At 68.3% G+C, this 17,834-nt stretch carries 12 protein-coding genes and 2 rRNA genes; 7 read left to right on the top strand and 7 right to left on the bottom strand.

Going from position 1 to position 17,834, the window contains the following annotated elements:
- Nucleotides 1–50: 50 nt before the first annotated feature.
- The 5 genes from OG550_RS31020 to OG550_RS31000 all read right to left on the bottom strand — a co-directional run bounded on the left by OG550_RS31020 (nt 51) and on the right by OG550_RS31000 (nt 8,635).
- Nucleotides 51–3,171: ribosomal RNA gene (locus tag OG550_RS31020) — 23S ribosomal RNA — on the bottom strand.
- A 261-nt stretch (nt 3,172–3,432) separates the two neighbouring features.
- Nucleotides 3,433–4,956, bottom strand: a 16S ribosomal RNA gene (locus OG550_RS31015).
- Together the 16S and 23S rRNA genes form the textbook arrangement of a ribosomal RNA operon.
- 447 nt (nt 4,957–5,403) lie before the next feature.
- Entirely contained in the window at nt 5,404–6,483 is a 1,080-nt protein-coding gene (locus tag OG550_RS31010; RefSeq protein WP_327684279.1) for a threonine aldolase family protein, read from the bottom strand.
- Nucleotides 6,480–7,238, bottom strand: coding sequence for an SDR family NAD(P)-dependent oxidoreductase (locus OG550_RS31005; RefSeq protein WP_327683135.1), 759 nt, complete (start codon nt 7,236–7,238; stop codon nt 6,480–6,482). Before OG550_RS31005 ends, OG550_RS31010 begins: the two co-directional genes overlap by 4 nt.
- Nucleotides 7,235–8,635 carry a DUF6421 family protein gene (locus tag OG550_RS31000; protein WP_327683133.1) on the bottom strand — a complete coding sequence of 467 codons (1,401 nt, stop codon included), beginning with the start codon at nt 8,633–8,635 and terminating at the stop codon, nt 7,235–7,237. The genes OG550_RS31005 and OG550_RS31000 overlap by 4 nt, the downstream gene beginning before the upstream one ends.
- 262 nt (nt 8,636–8,897) lie before the next feature.
- Between OG550_RS31000 and OG550_RS30995 the strand changes: the two genes are divergently transcribed.
- From OG550_RS30995 to OG550_RS30975, 5 genes are all read left to right on the top strand, one after another.
- Entirely contained in the window at nt 8,898–9,779 is an 882-nt protein-coding gene (locus OG550_RS30995) for an ABC transporter substrate-binding protein (protein ID WP_327683131.1), read from the top strand.
- Between the two features lie 65 nt (nt 9,780–9,844).
- On the top strand, nt 9,845–10,753 hold the full coding sequence (locus OG550_RS30990; protein ID WP_442906194.1) for an amino acid ABC transporter permease: 909 nt from the start codon (nt 9,845–9,847) through the stop codon (nt 10,751–10,753).
- On the top strand, nt 10,750–11,568 hold the full coding sequence (locus OG550_RS30985; RefSeq protein ID WP_327683129.1) for an amino acid ABC transporter ATP-binding protein: 819 nt from the start codon (nt 10,750–10,752) through the stop codon (nt 11,566–11,568). The genes OG550_RS30990 and OG550_RS30985 overlap by 4 nt, the downstream gene beginning before the upstream one ends.
- Before the next feature lie 330 nt (nt 11,569–11,898).
- Complete coding sequence (locus tag OG550_RS30980) at nt 11,899–12,510, top strand: DUF5134 domain-containing protein (protein ID WP_327683127.1); 612 nt, start codon at nt 11,899–11,901, stop codon at nt 12,508–12,510.
- Between the two features lie 222 nt (nt 12,511–12,732).
- A complete protein-coding gene (locus OG550_RS30975) occupies nt 12,733–13,680 on the top strand; it encodes a M56 family metallopeptidase (RefSeq protein ID WP_327683125.1) in 948 nt (315 codons plus the stop codon).
- Between the two features lie 97 nt (nt 13,681–13,777).
- Here the strand turns inward: OG550_RS30975 and OG550_RS30970 are convergent, their stop codons facing one another.
- Complete coding sequence (locus OG550_RS30970) at nt 13,778–14,218, bottom strand: MarR family winged helix-turn-helix transcriptional regulator (protein ID WP_327683123.1); 441 nt, start codon at nt 14,216–14,218, stop codon at nt 13,778–13,780.
- Between the two features lie 88 nt (nt 14,219–14,306).
- On the opposite strand from OG550_RS30970, the gene OG550_RS30965 reads away from it, so the two are divergent.
- Complete coding sequence (locus OG550_RS30965; RefSeq protein WP_327683121.1) at nt 14,307–15,827, top strand: MFS transporter; 1,521 nt, start codon at nt 14,307–14,309, stop codon at nt 15,825–15,827.
- A 236-nt stretch (nt 15,828–16,063) separates the two neighbouring features.
- On the top strand, nt 16,064–16,669 hold the full coding sequence (locus OG550_RS30960) for a TetR/AcrR family transcriptional regulator (RefSeq protein ID WP_327683119.1): 606 nt from the start codon (nt 16,064–16,066) through the stop codon (nt 16,667–16,669).
- A gap of 57 nt (nt 16,670–16,726) precedes the next feature.
- Here OG550_RS30960 and OG550_RS30955 read toward each other — a convergent pair whose 3' ends face one another.
- Nucleotides 16,727–17,593 (bottom strand): helix-turn-helix domain-containing protein, encoded by an 867-nt coding sequence (locus OG550_RS30955; RefSeq protein ID WP_327683117.1) that lies wholly within the window; start codon nt 17,591–17,593, stop codon nt 16,727–16,729.
- Nucleotides 17,594–17,834 lie beyond the last annotated feature (241 nt).

Raw genomic sequence — 17,834 nt, 5'->3', positions numbered from 1 at the left:
CCTGATGTGGGGGTCGTTGTTTCAGAACAACACAGTGGACGCGAGCAACTGAGGACAAGCCCTCGGCCTATTAGTACCGGTCAACTCCACCCCTTACAGGGCTTCCATATCCGGCCTATCAACCCAGTCGTCTACTGGGAGCCTTACCCTCTCAAGGAGGTGGGAGTGCTCATCTCGAAGCAGGCTTCCCGCTTAGATGCTTTCAGCGGTTATCCCTCCCGAACGTAGCCAACCAGCCATGCCCTTGGCAGGACAACTGGCACACCAGAGGTTCGTCCGTCCCGGTCCTCTCGTACTAGGGACAGCCCTTCTCAACACTCCTACGCGCACAGCGGATAGGGACCGAACTGTCTCACGACGTTCTAAACCCAGCTCGCGTACCGCTTTAATGGGCGAACAGCCCAACCCTTGGGACCTACTCCAGCCCCAGGATGCGACGAGCCGACATCGAGGTGCCAAACCATCCCGTCGATATGGACTCTTGGGGAAGATCAGCCTGTTATCCCCGGGGTACCTTTTATCCGTTGAGCGACGGCGCTTCCACAAGCCACCGCCGGATCACTAGTCCCGACTTTCGTCCCTGCTCGACCCGTCAGTCTCACAGTCAAGCTCCCTTGTGCACTTACACTCAACACCTGATTGCCAACCAGGCTGAGGGAACCTTTGGGCGCCTCCGTTACTCTTTAGGAGGCAACCGCCCCAGTTAAACTACCCACCAGACACTGTCCCTGATCCGGATCACGGACCCAGGTTAGACATCCAGCACGACCAGAGTGGTATTTCAACGACGACTCCACAACAACTGGCGTTGCTGCTTCAAAGTCTCCCACCTATCCTACACAAGCCGAACCGAACACCAATATCAAGCTATAGTAAAGGTCCCGGGGTCTTTCCGTCCTGCTGCGCGAAACGAGCATCTTTACTCGTAATGCAATTTCACCGGGCCTATGGTTGAGACAGTCGAGAAGTCGTTACGCCATTCGTGCAGGTCGGAACTTACCCGACAAGGAATTTCGCTACCTTAGGATGGTTATAGTTACCACCGCCGTTTACTGGCGCTTAAGTTCTCAGCTTCGCCCCACCGAAGTGGAGCTAACCGGTCCCCTTAACGTTCCAGCACCGGGCAGGCGTCAGTCCGTATACATCGCCTTACGGCTTCGCACGGACCTGTGTTTTTAGTAAACAGTCGCTTCTCGCTGGTCTCTGCGGCCACCCCCAGCTCTGGCAGCAAGTGCCGTCACCAGGAATGGCCCCCCTTCTCCCGAAGTTACGGGGGCATTTTGCCGAGTTCCTTAACCATAGTTCACCCGAACGCCTCGGTATTCTCTACCTGACCACCTGAGTCGGTTTGGGGTACGGGCCGCCATGAAACTCGCTAGAGGCTTTTCTCGACAGCATAGGATCATCCACTTCACCACAATCGGCTCGGCATCAGGTCTCAGCCTTAATGAGTGACGGATTTGCCTATCACTCGGCCTACACCCTTACCCCGGGACAACCACCGCCCGGGCTGGACTACCTTCCTGCGTCACCCCATCGCTCACCTAATACAGACTTGGTTCAGCGGCTCCACCACGTCCCTTTGTCCGAAGACTCCGGGCCGGCTTCACGGCTTTAGCATCACCTGGTTCAGCGTTGGCGCTTCAAAGCGGGTACGGGAATATCAACCCGTTGTCCATCGACTACGCCTGTCGGCCTCGCCTTAGGTCCCGACTTACCCTGGGCAGATCAGCTTGACCCAGGAACCCTTGGTCAATCGGCGCAAGAGTTTCTCACTCTTGTATCGCTACTCATGCCTGCATTCTCACTCGTGTACCGTCCACGACTGGTTTCCACCGCCGCTTCACCCGGCACACGACGCTCCCCTACCCATCACAGCAGGCGTTGGCCCTATATGCTGCAATGACACGACTTCGGTGATGTGCTTGAGCCCCGCTACATTGTCGGCGCGGAATCACTTGACCAGTGAGCTATTACGCACTCTTTCAAGGGTGGCTGCTTCTAAGCCAACCTCCTGGTTGTCTCTGCGACTCCACATCCTTTCCCACTTAGCACACGCTTAGGGACCTTAGTCGGTGTTCTGGGCTGTTTCCCTCTCGACCATGGAGCTTATCCCCCACAGTCTCACTGCCACGCTCTCACTTACCGGCATTCGGAGTTTGGCTAAGGTCAGTAACCCGGTGAGGCCCATCGCCTATCCAGTGCTCTACCTCCGGCAAGAAACACGTGACGCTGCACCTAAATGCATTTCGGGGAGAACCAGCTATCACGGAGTTTGATTGGCCTTTCACCCCTAACCACAGGTCATCCCCCAGGTTTTCAACCCTGGTGGGTTCGGTCCTCCACGAAGTCTTACCTCCGCTTCAACCTGCCCATGGCTAGATCACTCCGCTTCGGGTCTTGGGCATGCAACTCAACCGCCCTATTCGGACTCGCTTTCGCTACGGCTACCCCACACGGGTTAACCTCGCTACACACCGCAAACTCGCAGGCTCATTCTTCAAAAGGCACGCAGTCACGGCCCACGTCCGAAAACGTGAACGACGCTCCCACGGCTTGTAGGCACACGGTTTCAGGTACTATTTCACTCCGCTCCCGCGGTACTTTTCACCATTCCCTCACGGTACTATCCGCTATCGGTCACCAGGGAATATTTAGGCTTAGCGGGTGGTCCCGCCAGATTCACACGGGATTTCTCGGGCCCCGTGCTACTTGGGAGTTCTTCAAACGAGCCGTACAGATTTCGCCTACGGGGGTCTTACCCTCTACGCCGGACCTTTCGCATGTCCTTCGACTATCCATACGGTTTCTGACTCGCCGACCGGCCGGCAGACCGGTCAAGAAAAATCCCACGACCCCACAAGCGCAACCCCTGCCGGGTCTCACACGCTCATGGTTTAGCCTCATCCGGTTTCGCTCGCCACTACTCCCGGAATCACGGTTGTTTTCTCTTCCTGCGGGTACTGAGATGTTTCACTTCCCCGCGTTCCCTCCACATACCCTATGTGTTCAGGTATGGGTGACAGCCCATGACGACTGCCGGGTTTCCCCATTCGGAAACCCCCGGATCAAAGCCTGGTTGACGGCTCCCCGGGGACTATCGTGGCCTCCCACGTCCTTCATCGGTTCCTGGTGCCAAGGCATCCACCGTGCGCCCTTAAAAACTTGGCCACAGATGCTCGCGTCCACTGTGCAGTTCTCAAACAACGACCAGACACCCACCTGAACAAGCATGGGACCGGCATCACTGAAGCAACGACCATACGGCCGTTCCCTCAGGACCCAACAACGTGCCCGACACAGTCAATCCCAGAACGCGTTCCACGCCGAAGCAGTACTAGCCCCTGGTCTCTTCCTGTGCCGAATAGTCAACGTTCCACCCATGAGCAACCGTGCAGGACATTCGCCTGCAAGCGGCTATGTGCTCCTTAGAAAGGAGGTGATCCAGCCGCACCTTCCGGTACGGCTACCTTGTTACGACTTCGTCCCAATCGCTGGTCCCACCTTCGACGGCTCCTCCCCTTACGGGTTAGGCCACCGGCTTCGGGTGTTACCGACTTTCGTGACGTGACGGGCGGTGTGTACAAGGCCCGGGAACGTATTCACCGCAGCATGCTGATCTGCGATTACTAGCAACTCCAACTTCATGGGGTCGAGTTGCAGACCCCAATCCGAACTGAGGCCGGCTTTTTGGGATTCGCTCCGCCTCGCGGCATCGCAGCCCTTTGTACCGACCATTGTAGCACGTGTGCAGCCCAAGACATAAGGGGCATGATGATTTGACGTCGTCCCCACCTTCCTCCGAGTTGACCCCGGCAGTCTCCTGTGAGTCCCCATCACCCCGAAAGGCATGCTGGCAACACAGAACAAGGGTTGCGCTCGTTGCGGGACTTAACCCAACATCTCACGACACGAGCTGACGACAACCATGCACCACCTGTATACCGACCACAAGGGGGCACCCATCTCTGGATGTTTCCGGCATATGTCAAGCCTTGGTAAGGTTCTTCGCGTTGCGTCGAATTAAGCCACATGCTCCGCTGCTTGTGCGGGCCCCCGTCAATTCCTTTGAGTTTTAGCCTTGCGGCCGTACTCCCCAGGCGGGGAACTTAATGCGTTAGCTGCGGCACCGACGACGTGGAATGTCGCCAACACCTAGTTCCCAACGTTTACGGCGTGGACTACCAGGGTATCTAATCCTGTTCGCTCCCCACGCTTTCGCTCCTCAGCGTCAGTAATGGCCCAGAGATCCGCCTTCGCCACCGGTGTTCCTCCTGATATCTGCGCATTTCACCGCTACACCAGGAATTCCGATCTCCCCTACCACACTCTAGCCTGCCCGTATCGAATGCAGACCCGGGGTTAAGCCCCGGGCTTTCACATCCGACGCGACAGGCCGCCTACGAGCTCTTTACGCCCAATAATTCCGGACAACGCTCGCACCCTACGTATTACCGCGGCTGCTGGCACGTAGTTAGCCGGTGCTTCTTCTGCAGGTACCGTCACTTGCGCTTCTTCCCTGCTGAAAGAGGTTTACAACCCGAAGGCCGTCATCCCTCACGCGGCGTCGCTGCATCAGGCTTTCGCCCATTGTGCAATATTCCCCACTGCTGCCTCCCGTAGGAGTCTGGGCCGTGTCTCAGTCCCAGTGTGGCCGGTCGCCCTCTCAGGCCGGCTACCCGTCGTCGCCTTGGTAGGCCATTACCCCACCAACAAGCTGATAGGCCGCGGGCTCATCCTGCACCGCCGGAGCTTTCCACCAACCCCCATGCGGAGGAAGGTCATATCCGGTATTAGACCCCGTTTCCAGGGCTTGTCCCAGAGTGCAGGGCAGATTGCCCACGTGTTACTCACCCGTTCGCCACTGATCCACCCCGAAGGGCTTCACCGTTCGACTTGCATGTGTTAAGCACGCCGCCAGCGTTCGTCCTGAGCCAGGATCAAACTCTCCGTGAATGTTTACCGGTAATCCGGTCGACACCCGCGTTGAGCGGCACGGCAACCACCGGAATAGGGCGGTCCCGCGCACTGCGTCCTCGCTAGTGTTTTACTTCAAAAGGAATCTCCAACCCCAGATGATCTGAGGCCGGGGATGTCAACATATCTGGCGTTGACTTTTGGCACGCTGTTGAGTTCTCAAGGAACGGACACTTCCTTCAGGCGGCTTTCACACCGGCCCTCCGGGCGCTTCGTTCTTTCGTGTTTCAAGCTTATCAGACGTTTTCCGCCCCGTTTTCCGGAGTTTCATTCATCGGATTGGCTTTCCACCTTGCCCCCGCTCTCTCGCGGCGACTCCGGAACTGTACGGGGCTACGCCCGCCACATGCAAATCGCCCCGTCCTGCGGCGGCAGGACGGGGCGATCCGCGGTCCGGGCACCCGGAACGGGCAGGTCAGGCACGCGTCACGCGCGGCCCATCTCCTCGGCGATGGCCGCGGCGAAGGCGTCGATGTCCGCCTCCGTCGTGTCGTAGGCGCACATCCAGCGGACCTCGCCGGTGTGCTCGTTCCAGAAGTAGAAGCGGTAGCGCTTCTGCAGGCGCTCGCTGACCTCGCGCGGGAGGATCGCGAAGACGGCGTTCGCCTCGACCGGGCGCACCACCGTCACGCCGTCGATCTCGCGGACCGCGGCCTCCAGGCGGCTGGCCATCGCGTTTGCGTGGCCGGCGTTGCGGAGGTAGAGGTCGCCCGAGAGCAGGGCCTCGAACTGGACCGAGACGAAGCGCATCTTCGAGGCGAGCTGCATCGAGGTCTTGCGCAGGAACTTGATGTTCCTGACCTTCTCGGGGTCGAGCACGACCACGCACTCGCCGAGCAGCAGGCCGTTCTTCGTCCCGCCGAAGGAGAGCACGTCGACGCCGACGTCCGTGGTGAAGGCGCGCAGCGGGACGCCGAGCGAGGCGGCGGCGTTGGCCAGGCGGGAGCCGTCCACGTGGACCAGCATGCCGTGCTGGTGCGCGTGGTCGACGATCGCCCGGATCTCCTCGACCGTGTAGAGGGTGCCGAGCTCGGTGCTCTGGGTGATCGAGACCGCGAGCGGCTGGGCACGGTGCTCGTCGCCGTAGCCCCAGGCCTGCTGGTCGATGAGCTCGGGGGTGAGCTTGCCGTCCGGGGTGGGGACGGTGAGCAGCTTGATGCCGCCCATCTTCTCGGGGGCGCCGCCCTCGTCCACGTTGATGTGGGCGGACTCGGCGGCGATCACCGCGCCCCAGCGCGGGAGCAGGGCCTGCAGCGCGACGACGTTGGCGCCGGTCCCGTTGAAGACGGGGTACGCCTCGGCCTTCTCGCCGAAGTGGCGGCGGAAGACGTCCTGCAGGTGCGCGGTGTAGTCGTCCTCGCCGTAGGCGACCTGGTGGCCGCCGTTGGCGAGGGCTATCGCGGCGAGGACCTCCGGGTGCACGCCGGCGTAGTTGTCGCTGGCGAAGCCGCGGACGGCGGGGTCGTGCCGCCGGGCCGCGTCCGTGTGGGAGGTGAGGTCGGTCATCGGGCTGTCAGCCACAGGTGCTGTCCGTTCAGTTCTTCTGCGGGGCGGTCCCAGAGGCCCGCCAGGGTGGTGGCGAGGTCGGCGGTGTCGGTGAAGCCGGCGAACTTCGCGTCCGGCTTCTCGGCACGCATCTCGGGACTGACCAACGCCTTGATCACCAGGATGGCAGCCGCGGCGGTGGGCTTGCCGTCCTCGGCGGTGGTCTCCTTCTTGAAGGAGTCCGCCATGGCGAGCGTCCAGGCCTCGGTGGCCGCCTTGGCGGCGGCGTAGGCGGCGCCGCCCGCGGTGGGCTTGTGCGCGGCGGCGGCCGAGATCATGGCGTAGCGGCCGGCGGCGCTGCGGACGAGGGCGGGCTGGAACGCCAGCGAGGTGTGCTGGAGGGTCCGCACGACGGTGTCGTGCAGGAAGTCCCAGTCGTCGATCCGGGAGTCGAAGAAGGTCTTGCTGCCGCGCCAGCCGCCGACCAGGTGGAGGAGGCCGTCGACGTGGCCGTGCTCGGCCTCCAGGTGGTCGGCCCAGTCGTGGACCTCCTGCGGGTCGAGGAGGTCGATGACCTGGCCGCTGACCTTGGCGCCGCGCACGGCGACGCGCACGGTGTCGAGGGCGGCCTCCAGCCGCTGGGCGTCGATGTCGGCGCCGATGACGGTGGCGCCGTCCGCCGCGAGGCGGCGCAGCACGGCCTGGCCGGCCGGGCCGCTGGCTCCGGCGACGGCGATGACCTTGCCGTTGAGGGGTCCCTTGGGTGCGGTGGTCACGCGGCAGCTCCCTGCAGGCCGGCACCGGTGATGCCGGTGGTCGAGGCGATGACGCCGCTGAGCTTCTTGGAGAGGGCCTCGTAGAACATGCTCAGCGGGAACTCGTCGGGGAGCACAGCGTCGCACAGCGCCTTGTTGAGGGCCTTGCCCTCGGTGATGTCGAACGGCAGCGCCTCGGAGCCCTTCGCCCAGGTGGAGGCGGGGTGCGGGGTGAGGTAGCGGGAGACCAGCTCGTAGGCGGCGATCCAGTGGGCCGGCTTGGGCCGGTCGATGCCGTCGCGGTAGAGGGTCTCGATCTCGGCGCAGAGTGCGTTGGTGACCTGCGGGGCCCGCTCCCAGTCGATGCTGAGGCGGTTGTCGCGCCAGCGCAGCGCGTCGTGCTTGTGCAGGTACGCGAAGAGCAGCTGGCCGCCGAGGCCGTCGTAGTTGCGGACGCGGTCGCCGCTGACGGGGAAGCGGAACATGCGGTCGAAGAGGATCGCGTACTGGACGTCGCGGGCGTGCTCGTTGCCCTCGGCCTCCAGGGTCACCGCCTCCTTGAAGGTGGTGAGGTCGCAGCGGAGCTCCTCCAGGCCGTACATCCAGAACGGGCTGCGCTGCTTGATCATGAAGGGGTCGAACGGCAGGTCGCCGTGGCTGTGGGTGCGGTCGTGGATGAGGTCCCACAGCACGAAGGTCTGCTGCGAGCGCGCCTGGTCCTGGAGCAGGCTCTCGGCGTCGGCCGGGATCTCCAGGCCGAGCAGCTCGACGGCGTTGGTGGTGACGACCCGGAAGCGGGCCGCCTCGCGGTCGCAGAAGATGCCGCCCCAGGTGAAACGTTCCGGCGCCTTGCGCACGGCCACGGTCTCGGGGAAGAGGACGGCGGAGTTGGTGTCGTAGCCGGCCGTGAAGTCGGTGAAGGTGATCGGCACGAACATCGGGTTGTCGAAGCGGGTGCGCTCCAGCTCCGCCAGCCACTCGGGCCAGACGACGCTCAGCAGGACGGCTTCCAGGTTCCGGTCCGGGTTGCCGTTCTGGGTGTACATCGGGAAGACGACCAGGTGCTCCAGGCCGTCCTCGCGCTGCTCGGCGGGCTGGAAGGCGAGCAGCGAGTCCAGGAAGTCGGGCTCCCGGTAGCCGGTGTCGGCCCACTTGGCCAGGTCGGCGTCGACGGCGGCCAGGTAGGCGGCGTCGTGCGGGAACAGCGGCGCCAGCTCCGCGACCGCCGTGCGCACGGTGGCGACCAGCGGGTCGACCGTCTGCCGCTCGACGACGGACAGGTCGATGGAGCCGTCCTTGGACTGCAGGGGGCGGAGGGCCTCGACAGCTTCCTTGAGCCGCAGCCAGGCCGGGTGGCCGGCGAGGGTCTCGGCCGGAGCGTCGGCCGCCACGGCGAGCCTTGGCGAAAGATTCTGCATCGGGGACTCACTTCGACAGGAGGGTTTTCAACGAGACCACCATAAGTACGAAAGGTTCTTCTGTTCAAGGGGGCACCTGGCGACGGATCTGCGGCGGACGGCGCCGGCGGCCGTATGTCGTCCGTGTGAACAGCCGCCGGGATCTTCCGGGACAGAGCGGGCGAAGCCTCGTAAGCCGACCATGCCGCGCGTGTTCCGGGGTCGCCACCGGGGGAGGTTCCCCACCCGACCGGTCCGTCCCCCTCCTCCCGGGAGTCCCGCCATGCCCCTCCCCCGCAAGCCGCTCGTCGCGCTGCTGCTCGCCGGCACCGTGCTGGCCGGTACCGTGCTGGCCGCCTGCGCCCCCCAGGACTCCGCGTCCGGCGGGAGCGCCTCGTCCGCGGGCACGGCCGGCGGCTGCGCCCCGGGGGCGCTGGCCACCCGGACGGCGGGGACGCTGACCGTCGGCACCGACAAGCCCGCGTACGACCCGTGGTTCTCGGGGGACGCGCCGGAGAACGGCAAGGGCTTCGAGTCGGCGGTCGCGTACGCGGTGGCGGAGAGGCTGGGCTACCCCAGGGAGAAGGTGCGCTGGGTGGTCGCGCCGTTCGGCACGGCGACCGCCCCCGGCCCGAAGGACTTCGACTTCGACGTCAACCAGGTCTCGATCAGTGCCGAGCGCCGCCAGGCGGTGGACTTCTCCTCCGGCTACTACGACGTCCGCCAGGCGGTGATCGCGCTGAAGGGCTCCAAGGCGGCCTCGGCCCGGAGCCTCGCCGACCTCAAGGGCGCCAAGCTGGGCGCGCAGGTCGGCACCACCAGCCTGGAGGCGGTCACCGGCACCATCAGGCCGACCGTCCAGCCGGCCGTCTTCGACTCCAACGACCTCGCGAAGGCCGCGCTGAAGAACGGTCAGGTCGAGGCGCTGGTGGTCGACCTGCCGACGGCGTTCTACATCACCGGCGCCGAGGTGACGGACGCCCAGGTGGTCGGCCAGTTGGAGGGCGCGGCGCAGGGCGAGCAGTTCGGCCTGGTGCTGGACAAGGGCTCGAAGCTGACCGGCTGCGTCTCCGGCGCGGTGGACGCGCTGCGGGCCGACGGGACACTGGCGAAGCTGGAGAAGCAGTGGCTCTCGGACGCCGTCTCGGCCCCCGTGCTCAGGTGAGCGGCGCCGTGAAGGGGTCCTCCCCGGGTCCGGCCGACCCGGACGCGGCGGGGGCCCGGAACGCCGTGGGGGCTCAGGGCGCGCCGGGGGCGCCGGACGGGGCGGACGACCCCGGCGCGGCGGTGGACGACTACCGCCCGTCGGCGCGGCGGCTCGCCCACGAGGCGTACCGGCGCGCCCGGGCCCGGCGGGCGGCGCTGATCGCGGCCGGCTCGACGCTGGCGACGGCGGTGGCGCTGGTCCTGCTGGTGGTCGGCTCTCCCGGCTGGCCGGCGGTGCGGAGGTCGTTCCTCAGCGCCGAGTACGCCCGGCAGGCGCTGCCCGAGGTGCTCCGGGGGCTGCGGATCAACCTGGAGCTGATGGCCGTCTGCGGCGTGCTGATCCTCTTCTTCGGCCTGCTGCTCGCGGTGCTCCGGACGCTGAGCGGGCCGGTCTTCCTGCCGGTGCGGCTGCTGGCCACCGCGTACGTGGACTTCTTCCTCGGCCTGCCGATGATCATCTGCCTGCTGGTGATGATCACCGGCGTGCCGGCGCTCCGGCTGACCGGGGTCACCTCGGACCCGCTCTGGCTCGGCGGCGCCGCGCTGGTCATGACCTACGCGGCGTACGTCTCGGAGGTGTTCCGGGCCGGGATCGAGTCGGTCCACCCGAGCCAGCGGGCCGCCGCCCGGTCGCTGGGCCTCTCCAACGCGCAGGCGATGCGGTACGTGGTGCTGCCGCAGGCGGTCCGGCGGGTGGTTCCGCCGCTCCTCAACAACCTGGTCAGCCTGCAGAAGGACACCGGGCTGGTCTCGATCGGCGGGGTGATCGACGCGGTGTACGCGGCGAAGATCATCAACGGCCGGTCGTTCAACTCCACCCCGTACCTGGTGGCGGCGCTCGTCTTCGTGGTGCTGACCATCCCGCTCACCCGGTTCACCGGCTGGCTGACCACCCGGATGAACCGCAAGCAGCAGCACGGAGGTGCGGTGTGAGCGGCCGACCGACCGGAGGGGCCGCCGACGGCGCGGGCGGCGGGCCGGTGCTGCGCGTGGAGTCGGTGCGCAAGACCTTCAACGGCCAGGTGGTGCTGCGCGACGTGGACCTCGTCGTCCCCGAGCACTCGGTGACGGCGCTGATCGGCGCCTCGGGCTCCGGCAAGTCGACCCTCCTGCGGTGCGTCAACCTGCTGGAGCGGATCGACGACGGCGCGGTCTTCCTGGACGGTGCGGAGATCACCGACCCGCGCGCCGACGAGGACGCCGTCCGGCGGCGGATCGGCGTCGTCTTCCAGGCGTACAACCTCTTCCCGCACATGACGGTGCTGGAGAACGTCACGCTCGCCCCGCGCCGGGTGCACGGCCTGGCCCGGGCCGAGGCTGAGGCGCAGGCCCTCGACCTGCTGGACCGGCTCGGGCTCGCGGCGAAGGCCCGGGAGTACCCCGACCGGCTCTCCGGCGGCCAGCAGCAGCGGGTGGCCATCGTCCGGGCCCTCGCCACCGGGCCGCGGCTGCTGCTGCTCGACGAGATCACCGCGGCCCTCGACCCGGAGCTCGTCGGCGAGGTGCTGTCGGTGGTGCGCGACCTCAAGGAGCGGGGCATGACGATGCTGGTCGCGACCCACGAGATGGCGTTCGCCCGCGAGGTCGCCGACCGGGTCTGCTTCCTGGACGGCGGCGTGGTGCTCGAACAGGGCCCGCCGGAGCAGGTGTTCGGGGCGCCGCGGCAGGAGCGGACCCGGCGGTTCCTGAGCCGGGTGATCGCCTCCGGGCGGCTCTCGGGACAGTCCGGGCCGACCGGACTCGGCTGACCGGCCTCGGCCGACGGGGCAGGGCCCACCCGACGGGGCAGGGCCCACCCGACGGGGCAGGGCCCACCCGACGGGGCAGGGCCCACCCGACGGGGCAGGGCCCACCCGACGGACCGGGCGGGCACGGCGGGCCGGGCGGGCGGGCCGGCCTGGCGGTGGACGGCGCGGCGGGCCGGCCTGGCCGTGGACGGCGCCCGCCCCCGGGCCCACCCGGTCGGGCACCACCGTGCGCCCCCGCGCGCGCCCTGCTGCACTCGGCCCCGAGCGGTGATCGTGGACCGTGCCCGGCCCCACGCCGTACGCCCGTCCGCACCGCCCGGGAGGTCGTCGTTGCACGGATCGACCCTGGTCAGCTGGCTGCTGGCCGTCCTCACCGCGGCCTCCGGCGGCTACTGCCTCAGCCGGCTCCGCCGCGACCCCTGCTCGCCGCCGGGGACGGGGGCGCCCCGCCCGGGAGGACCCGACGCCGGGACGGCCCGCGCCCGACGGCTGCACGCGTACGAGTCGGACGCCGCCGAGGCGTTGATGGGCTTCGGGATGGCCGCCATGGCGGTGACCGGGACGGCCGTGCCGGGCACCGTCTGGGCCTGGGTGTTCGGCCCGCCCGCGGTCGCCCTGCTGCTGGCCGCCGCGTGCCGTCCGGACCGGCGGGCGCACCGGCTGCACCATGCGGTCGGCGCGTCGGCGATGACCTACATGGCGCTCGTGATGGCCACCGCGCCGGGCCCGCACACCGGGCACCACCTGTCGGCGGCCGGGTCACCGGCGCTGACCGGCGTGCTGCTGGCGTACTTCGGCGGCTACGCGCTCTGGTCGGGCAGCCGGCTGCTGAGCGTCGCCGGCGACGGGTCCGGCGGGGTGCCGACCGCGGCGGCGGCGCTCCCCCGGGCCTGCCGGCTGTCGATGGGCATCGGCATGTTCGCCATGCTCCTGACCATGTGACACCGGACCCGCCGCCGGGCTCCCCGCCCGCCCCCGCACCCACCCCCGGCACCCGTTCCCCGCCACCTCCCGCCCGCCCCGCACCGGACCCTGCGGTCCGGCGGCGGACAGTCGTGGCGTTGGTCACTGGCCGACCGAAAGTCGTGCCACGCCGCGTCGGCAGCGCATAGGTTGGCAGGAAGCGCACCGTCGCGCTCCGTGCCTCCTCGGGGAGCCCATGCCATGACGGCCCTGATCGGCCTGCTGCTGCTCGGACTGCTGCTCGCCACGGTCGCTCCCCGGCTGCTGACCCGGGCCCGCTGGGTGGACCGCGAACCCGTCCTGGCACTGCTGGTCTGGCAGTGCCTGGTGGTGGCCCTGCTGCTGTGCTGCGCGCTGAGCCTGCTGCTGGCCGCCTCGGCCGCCCTCCCCGGGCTGCGCTCGCTGCTGTTCGCGGGCGCGCCGCACGGGGTGGAGGCCGCGTACGGGCTGCACAACGCCGAGGGCTGGGGCCGGCTCTGCGCCGCGGTGCTGGCGGCGGGCGGGTTGCAGACGCTGGTCGCGCTGACCCGCGAGGTCCGTTCGGCGAAGGCGCTGCGCGCCCACCGGCATGCGGAACTCGCCACGATGTCACCCGAGTTGCCGACGACGATCGCGGACGTCCGGCAGCGCCGGGAGCGGCTGGTGGTCCTGGAGGACGTCCGGCCCGGGGCCTGGTCGCTGCCCGGACACAACTCCCGGCTGGTCGTCACCACCGGGGCGCTCCGCCAGCTGACCGACCGGGAGTTGGAGGCGGTGCTGAGCCACGAGCGCGGGCACGTCCGGGCCCGGCACCACTGGCTGGCGCAGGGTGCGCAGGCCCTCGCGTCCGGCTTCCCGGGGGTCGGCGTGTTCAGCGCCTTCCGGGACCAGGTCGGCGAGTTGGTCGAGCTGGCGGCGGACGACCGGGCCGCCCGCCGGCACGGGCGGCACACCACCGCGCTGGCACTGGCCGAACTAAACCTGGGGCGCGGGGTGTTCGGCTCCTGCCCGCCCGGCCTGGCGCAGTCGCCGCGACGGGTGGACCGGCTGCTGGCCGGGCAGCCCCGGCTCTCGGTGCCGCACCGGCTCCGGCTGACCCTGGCCGCCGCGGCCGCGCCCGCGGCGGTCGTCCTGCTGGCCGCCGCACCGGGGCTGGCCTCGCTGCTCTAGGGCGTGCCGGCAGAGTCGCGTCGGACCGGGGCGCGCCCCAAGGGCCGACCCCCACGGGCGGGTTGGCGGGGATCCGGCCCCGCCGGCGGGCGGCCCGTCAGTCGGCGGGGGCCCCGCAGGCCCGCACCGGCCCGTCCGCGAGCGTGAGCGCGAGCACCTCGCGGTGCAGCGGCCGGGCCTCCGTGTAGCGGCGGCGGCCGTCCTCGGTGAGCGCGACCTGGATGCCGCGCCGGTCGCTCGCGCACATCGCGCGGGTGACGAGTCCGGCCTTCTCCAGTCGGCCGATCAGCCGGGAGAGCGCGCTCTGGCTCAGGTGCACGGTGTCGGCGAGCTCCTGGATCCGCAGTCCGTGGCTGCCGCCGTCGCACCCCTCGACGAGGCGCTCCAGCACTTCGAACTCGCTCATGCCCAGCCCGTGCCTCTCGCCGAGTTCACGGTCGAGCAGGCAGGCGGTCTGGGCGTGCCGGGCGAGCAGGTCGCGCCACTCGGCGACCAGACCTGCCTCCGCCGGGGAGTCGAGGGGGTCGAGTTCAGCCACGCCGCCACGCTATCACACGCGCCAGCAATTTATGCGTTAACACTTTATTCACTTGCATTGAATGCACGTGCATGTAGTCTCTTGCCCCATGACCACCGCGACCGTCACGACATCTGACGACTCATCACAGGGCGGGCCACACTGGACCCCCCGTCTCTGGGGCACGCTGATCGTGCTCTGCGCCGCGCTGTTCCTGGACGCCCTGGACATCTCGATGGTGGGCATCGCCCTCCCGTCCATCGGCTCCGAGCTCGACCTCTCCACCTCGACCCTCCAGTGGGTCGTCTCCGGGTACGTGCTCGGCTACGGCGGCCTGCTGCTGCTCGGCGGCCGCACCGCCGACCTGCTCGGCCGCCGCCGGGTCTTCCTCGTGGCCCTCGCCGTCTTCGCCGGCGCCTCGCTGCTCGGCGGCCTGGTCGACGACGGCGGACTGCTGATCGCCGCCCGCTTCCTCAAGGGCGTCGCCGCCGCCTTCACCGCGCCGGCCGGCCTGTCGATCATCACCACCACGTTCCCGGAGGGCCCGGCCCGCAACCGGGCCCTGTCGATCTACACCACCTGCGGAGCGAGCGGCTTCTCGCTCGGCCTGGTCCTCAGCGGACTGCTCACCTCGGTCGGCTGGCGCTGGACCTTCCTGATGCCCGTCCCGATCGCCCTGCTCGCCCTGGTCTTCGCCGTCCGGCTGCTACCCCGCCCGACCGCCGGGGAGAAGGCCACCGGCCGGTACGACGTCCTCGGCGCGATCACCGGCACGACCACCGTGCTGCTGCTCGTCTTCACGGTGACCGAGGCACAGGGCGCCGGCTGGCTCAGCCTGCGCACCCTCGGCTCGCTCGCCGTCGTCGTCCTGCTCGGCGCGGCCTTCCTGTTCGTCGAGAGCCGCACCGCGCACCCGCTGGTGCGACTCGGGATCTTCCGCAACGGCGCGGTCGCCCGGGCCAACGTGATCGCCTTCGCGATGACCGGCGCGTACGGCGGGTTCCAGTTCGTGGTCACCCTCTACCTCCAGGAGCTGCTCGACTGGTCCGCGCTGGAGATGGCGCTCGGACTGCTGCCGGCCGGCGCCATGATCGCCCTGTCGGCGCCGTTCATGGGCCCCGTGGTGGACCGCTTCGGCACCGGCCGGCTGCTGCCGATCGGCCTGCTCGCCCTGGTCGGCGCGTTCGCGCTGTTCCTCCGGCTGGACGAGCACAGCTCCTACCCGGTGCTGGTGCTGCCGTCGATCGTCCTGCTGGGCGTCGGCTTCGCGCTGGCCTTCCCCTCGGTGAACATCGCCGCCACGGACGGCGTGGCCGACGAGGAGCAGGGCCTGGCCTCCGGACTGGTGAACACCGCGATCCAGGTCGGCACCGCGGTCGTGCTGGCCGGCGCCACCGCCATCATCACCGCCGGCAGCGGCGGCGGGCACAGCGCGCAGGCACAGCTGGACGGCTACCGGCCGGCCCTGCTGTTCGTCACCGGCATCGCCCTGACCGGTCTGGTGATCGCCGTCGCGGGTGCCGTGCTCGACCGACGGAAGAAGGCAACCCTCACCTCCGTACCGGACTATGATTATCCGTCAGTAGACCTGGTCGACGACCGGCGCGGCGAGATCCTCAGCAAGAGCTGAACAGCGGCACGAGTTCCACGACGCCCGAGACCGACACCCTCGCATCGGGCAGGCGCCGGCTCCACCAAACCCCCGTGTTGGTGGAGCCGGCGCCTCCGTACGGACCGGACGTCGCCGCCCGGCCGACCGCCGGGCGCCACGGTCCTGCAGCCGGCCTCGCCAGTAGATTGGCCGACAGCCAACGAACGTACGGAGCAGACACGATGGCACCTCGCGGGGATTCGGTCAATGAGGAGATGCGCCAGCGTTCGCGGCGGCGCATCATGCGCGCCACCGTCGAACTCGTCGACCGGTACGGGTACGCCGGGACGACGCTGACCGACATCGCGGAACGGGCCGGACTGGCCCGCGGACTGCTCTCCTACTACTTCGACGGCAAACGGCTGCTCATGCAGTCCGCCACCCACCGGATGATGCACCAGGAGCTCTCCACCGTGCTCGGCGAGCTGGCGCCCGACGCGACCCCGGAGGACCGGCTGGCCCGGGCCATCGACGCGGTGCTCGGCCTGGCCGTCGACCACCCGCGGGTGATGCGCTCACACCTCGCGCTGATCCTCGACCCGGACACCGGCGCCTTCGTCCAGGACCCGGAGCAGCAACGGCTCGGCGCGATCCTCCAGGAACTGCTGCGGGACTGGGGCGCACCCGACCCGACGGCCGAGCACGCGGTGCTGCGCAGCGCGCTGATGGGCGGCTGCATAGGCGTCCTGCTGCCGGGCGCCGAGGTGCCGCTGGCGCCGATCCGGGCCGACCTGTTCCGCCGCTACGACCTGGCCTGGGACCTCGGCCGTCCGCCCCAGCCGCTCCCCCCGGAACGCGAACGGCCGCCGGCCCGCGGCTGAACCGCGGGGCCGGCGGCCGTCCGATGGAGCGGCGGGCGGCGGACCGACGTCCGGCGCTCAGCGCTCCTTGAGGATCGAGGCCAGCAGGTCGATGGTGCGCTCGGGCGTGAGGCTGTCCACGCAGAGCCGCTCCATGACCTGGATGTACGCGTCGACGTCGTCGCGCTTGTCGAGGTACAGCGCACTGGTGAGCTGCTCCAGGTACACGACGTCCGCCAGGTCCTGCTCGGGAAAGCGCAGGATGGTGAACGCACCGGACTCACCGGCGTGCGCACCGAAGCGGAACGGCATGACCTGGATCACCACGTTGGCCTGCTCGGCCGCGTCGATCAGGTACTGGACCTGGCCGCGCATCACCTTGGGCCCGCCGACCGGGCGGCGCAGCGCCGCCTCGTCGATGACGGCCCAGAGCCGGGGGCTGTCGCCCTCGGTGAGCAGCTTCTGGCGGCGCATCCGCAGGCTGACCCGGCGCTCGACCTCCTCGTCGCTGATCACCGGCCGACTCTGGCCGAAAACCGCCCGTGCGTACTCCTCGGACTGGAGCAGGCCGGGGACGAACTGGACCTCGTAGGTGCGGATCAGTGCGGCGGCCTCCTCCAGACCGACGTAGGTCTGGAACCACCCCGGCAGGACGTCGTTGAAGCTGTGCCACCAGCCCGACTTGTTGGCCTCCCGGACGAGTCCGAGGAGCGCCTCGCGCTCCAGGCCGTCGTCGACCCCGTAGAGGCTGAGCAGGTCCGCGACGTCGCGTTCCTTGAAGCTGACCCGGCCGAGTTCCATACGGCTGATCTTGGACTCGGACGCGCGGATCGCGTAGCCCGCGTCCTCGCGGGTGATGCCGCGCGCCTCCCGGAGCCGGCGCAGCTGGGAGCCGAGGAGGATCCGGCGGACCATCGAGCCGCCGCCCGGCTGAACTGTGGTCATGTGGTCCTAACCTCCACCTAGGGCAAACAGCGCACAGTCTGCCATCAGTTGAGCGCTCACGGTGCCGATACTGACGGATGTTCCTATCAGTTCTGCACTCCGCACACCAGGATGCACGTGCATCCGGCGTTTGCATATGCCATCTGAACGACTGCACGTGAATCGACTCTTGCATCTGCAGTGAGCGCAGAGGACGATGGTGCACGTGCACCTGCACATCCCTGGCAATCCCGCGGGCTCC

Origin of the sequence: Kitasatospora sp. NBC_00458, assembly GCF_036013975.1 — a bacterium.
Lineage (GTDB): Bacteria > Actinomycetota > Actinomycetes > Streptomycetales > Streptomycetaceae > Kitasatospora.
The sequence above is the reverse complement of the archived record's forward strand: the minus strand, read 5'-3'. Positions and strand labels throughout refer to the sequence as shown.

Coding starts and splice junctions, on each gene's coding strand:
- OG550_RS30965 (WP_327683121.1), top strand. CDS start 14,307: ATGACCACCGCGACCGTCACGACATCTGACGACTCATCACAGGGCGGG.
- OG550_RS31010 (WP_327684279.1), bottom strand. CDS start 6,483: ATGACCGACCTCACCTCCCACACGGACGCGGCCCGGCGGCACGACCCC.
- OG550_RS30955 (WP_327683117.1), bottom strand. CDS start 17,593: ATGACCACAGTTCAGCCGGGCGGCGGCTCGATGGTCCGCCGGATCCTC.
- OG550_RS30995 (WP_327683131.1), top strand. CDS start 8,898: ATGCCCCTCCCCCGCAAGCCGCTCGTCGCGCTGCTGCTCGCCGGCACC.
- OG550_RS30975 (WP_327683125.1), top strand. CDS start 12,733: ATGACGGCCCTGATCGGCCTGCTGCTGCTCGGACTGCTGCTCGCCACG.
- OG550_RS31000 (WP_327683133.1), bottom strand. CDS start 8,635: ATGCAGAATCTTTCGCCAAGGCTCGCCGTGGCGGCCGACGCTCCGGCC.
- OG550_RS30960 (WP_327683119.1), top strand. CDS start 16,064: ATGCGCCAGCGTTCGCGGCGGCGCATCATGCGCGCCACCGTCGAACTC.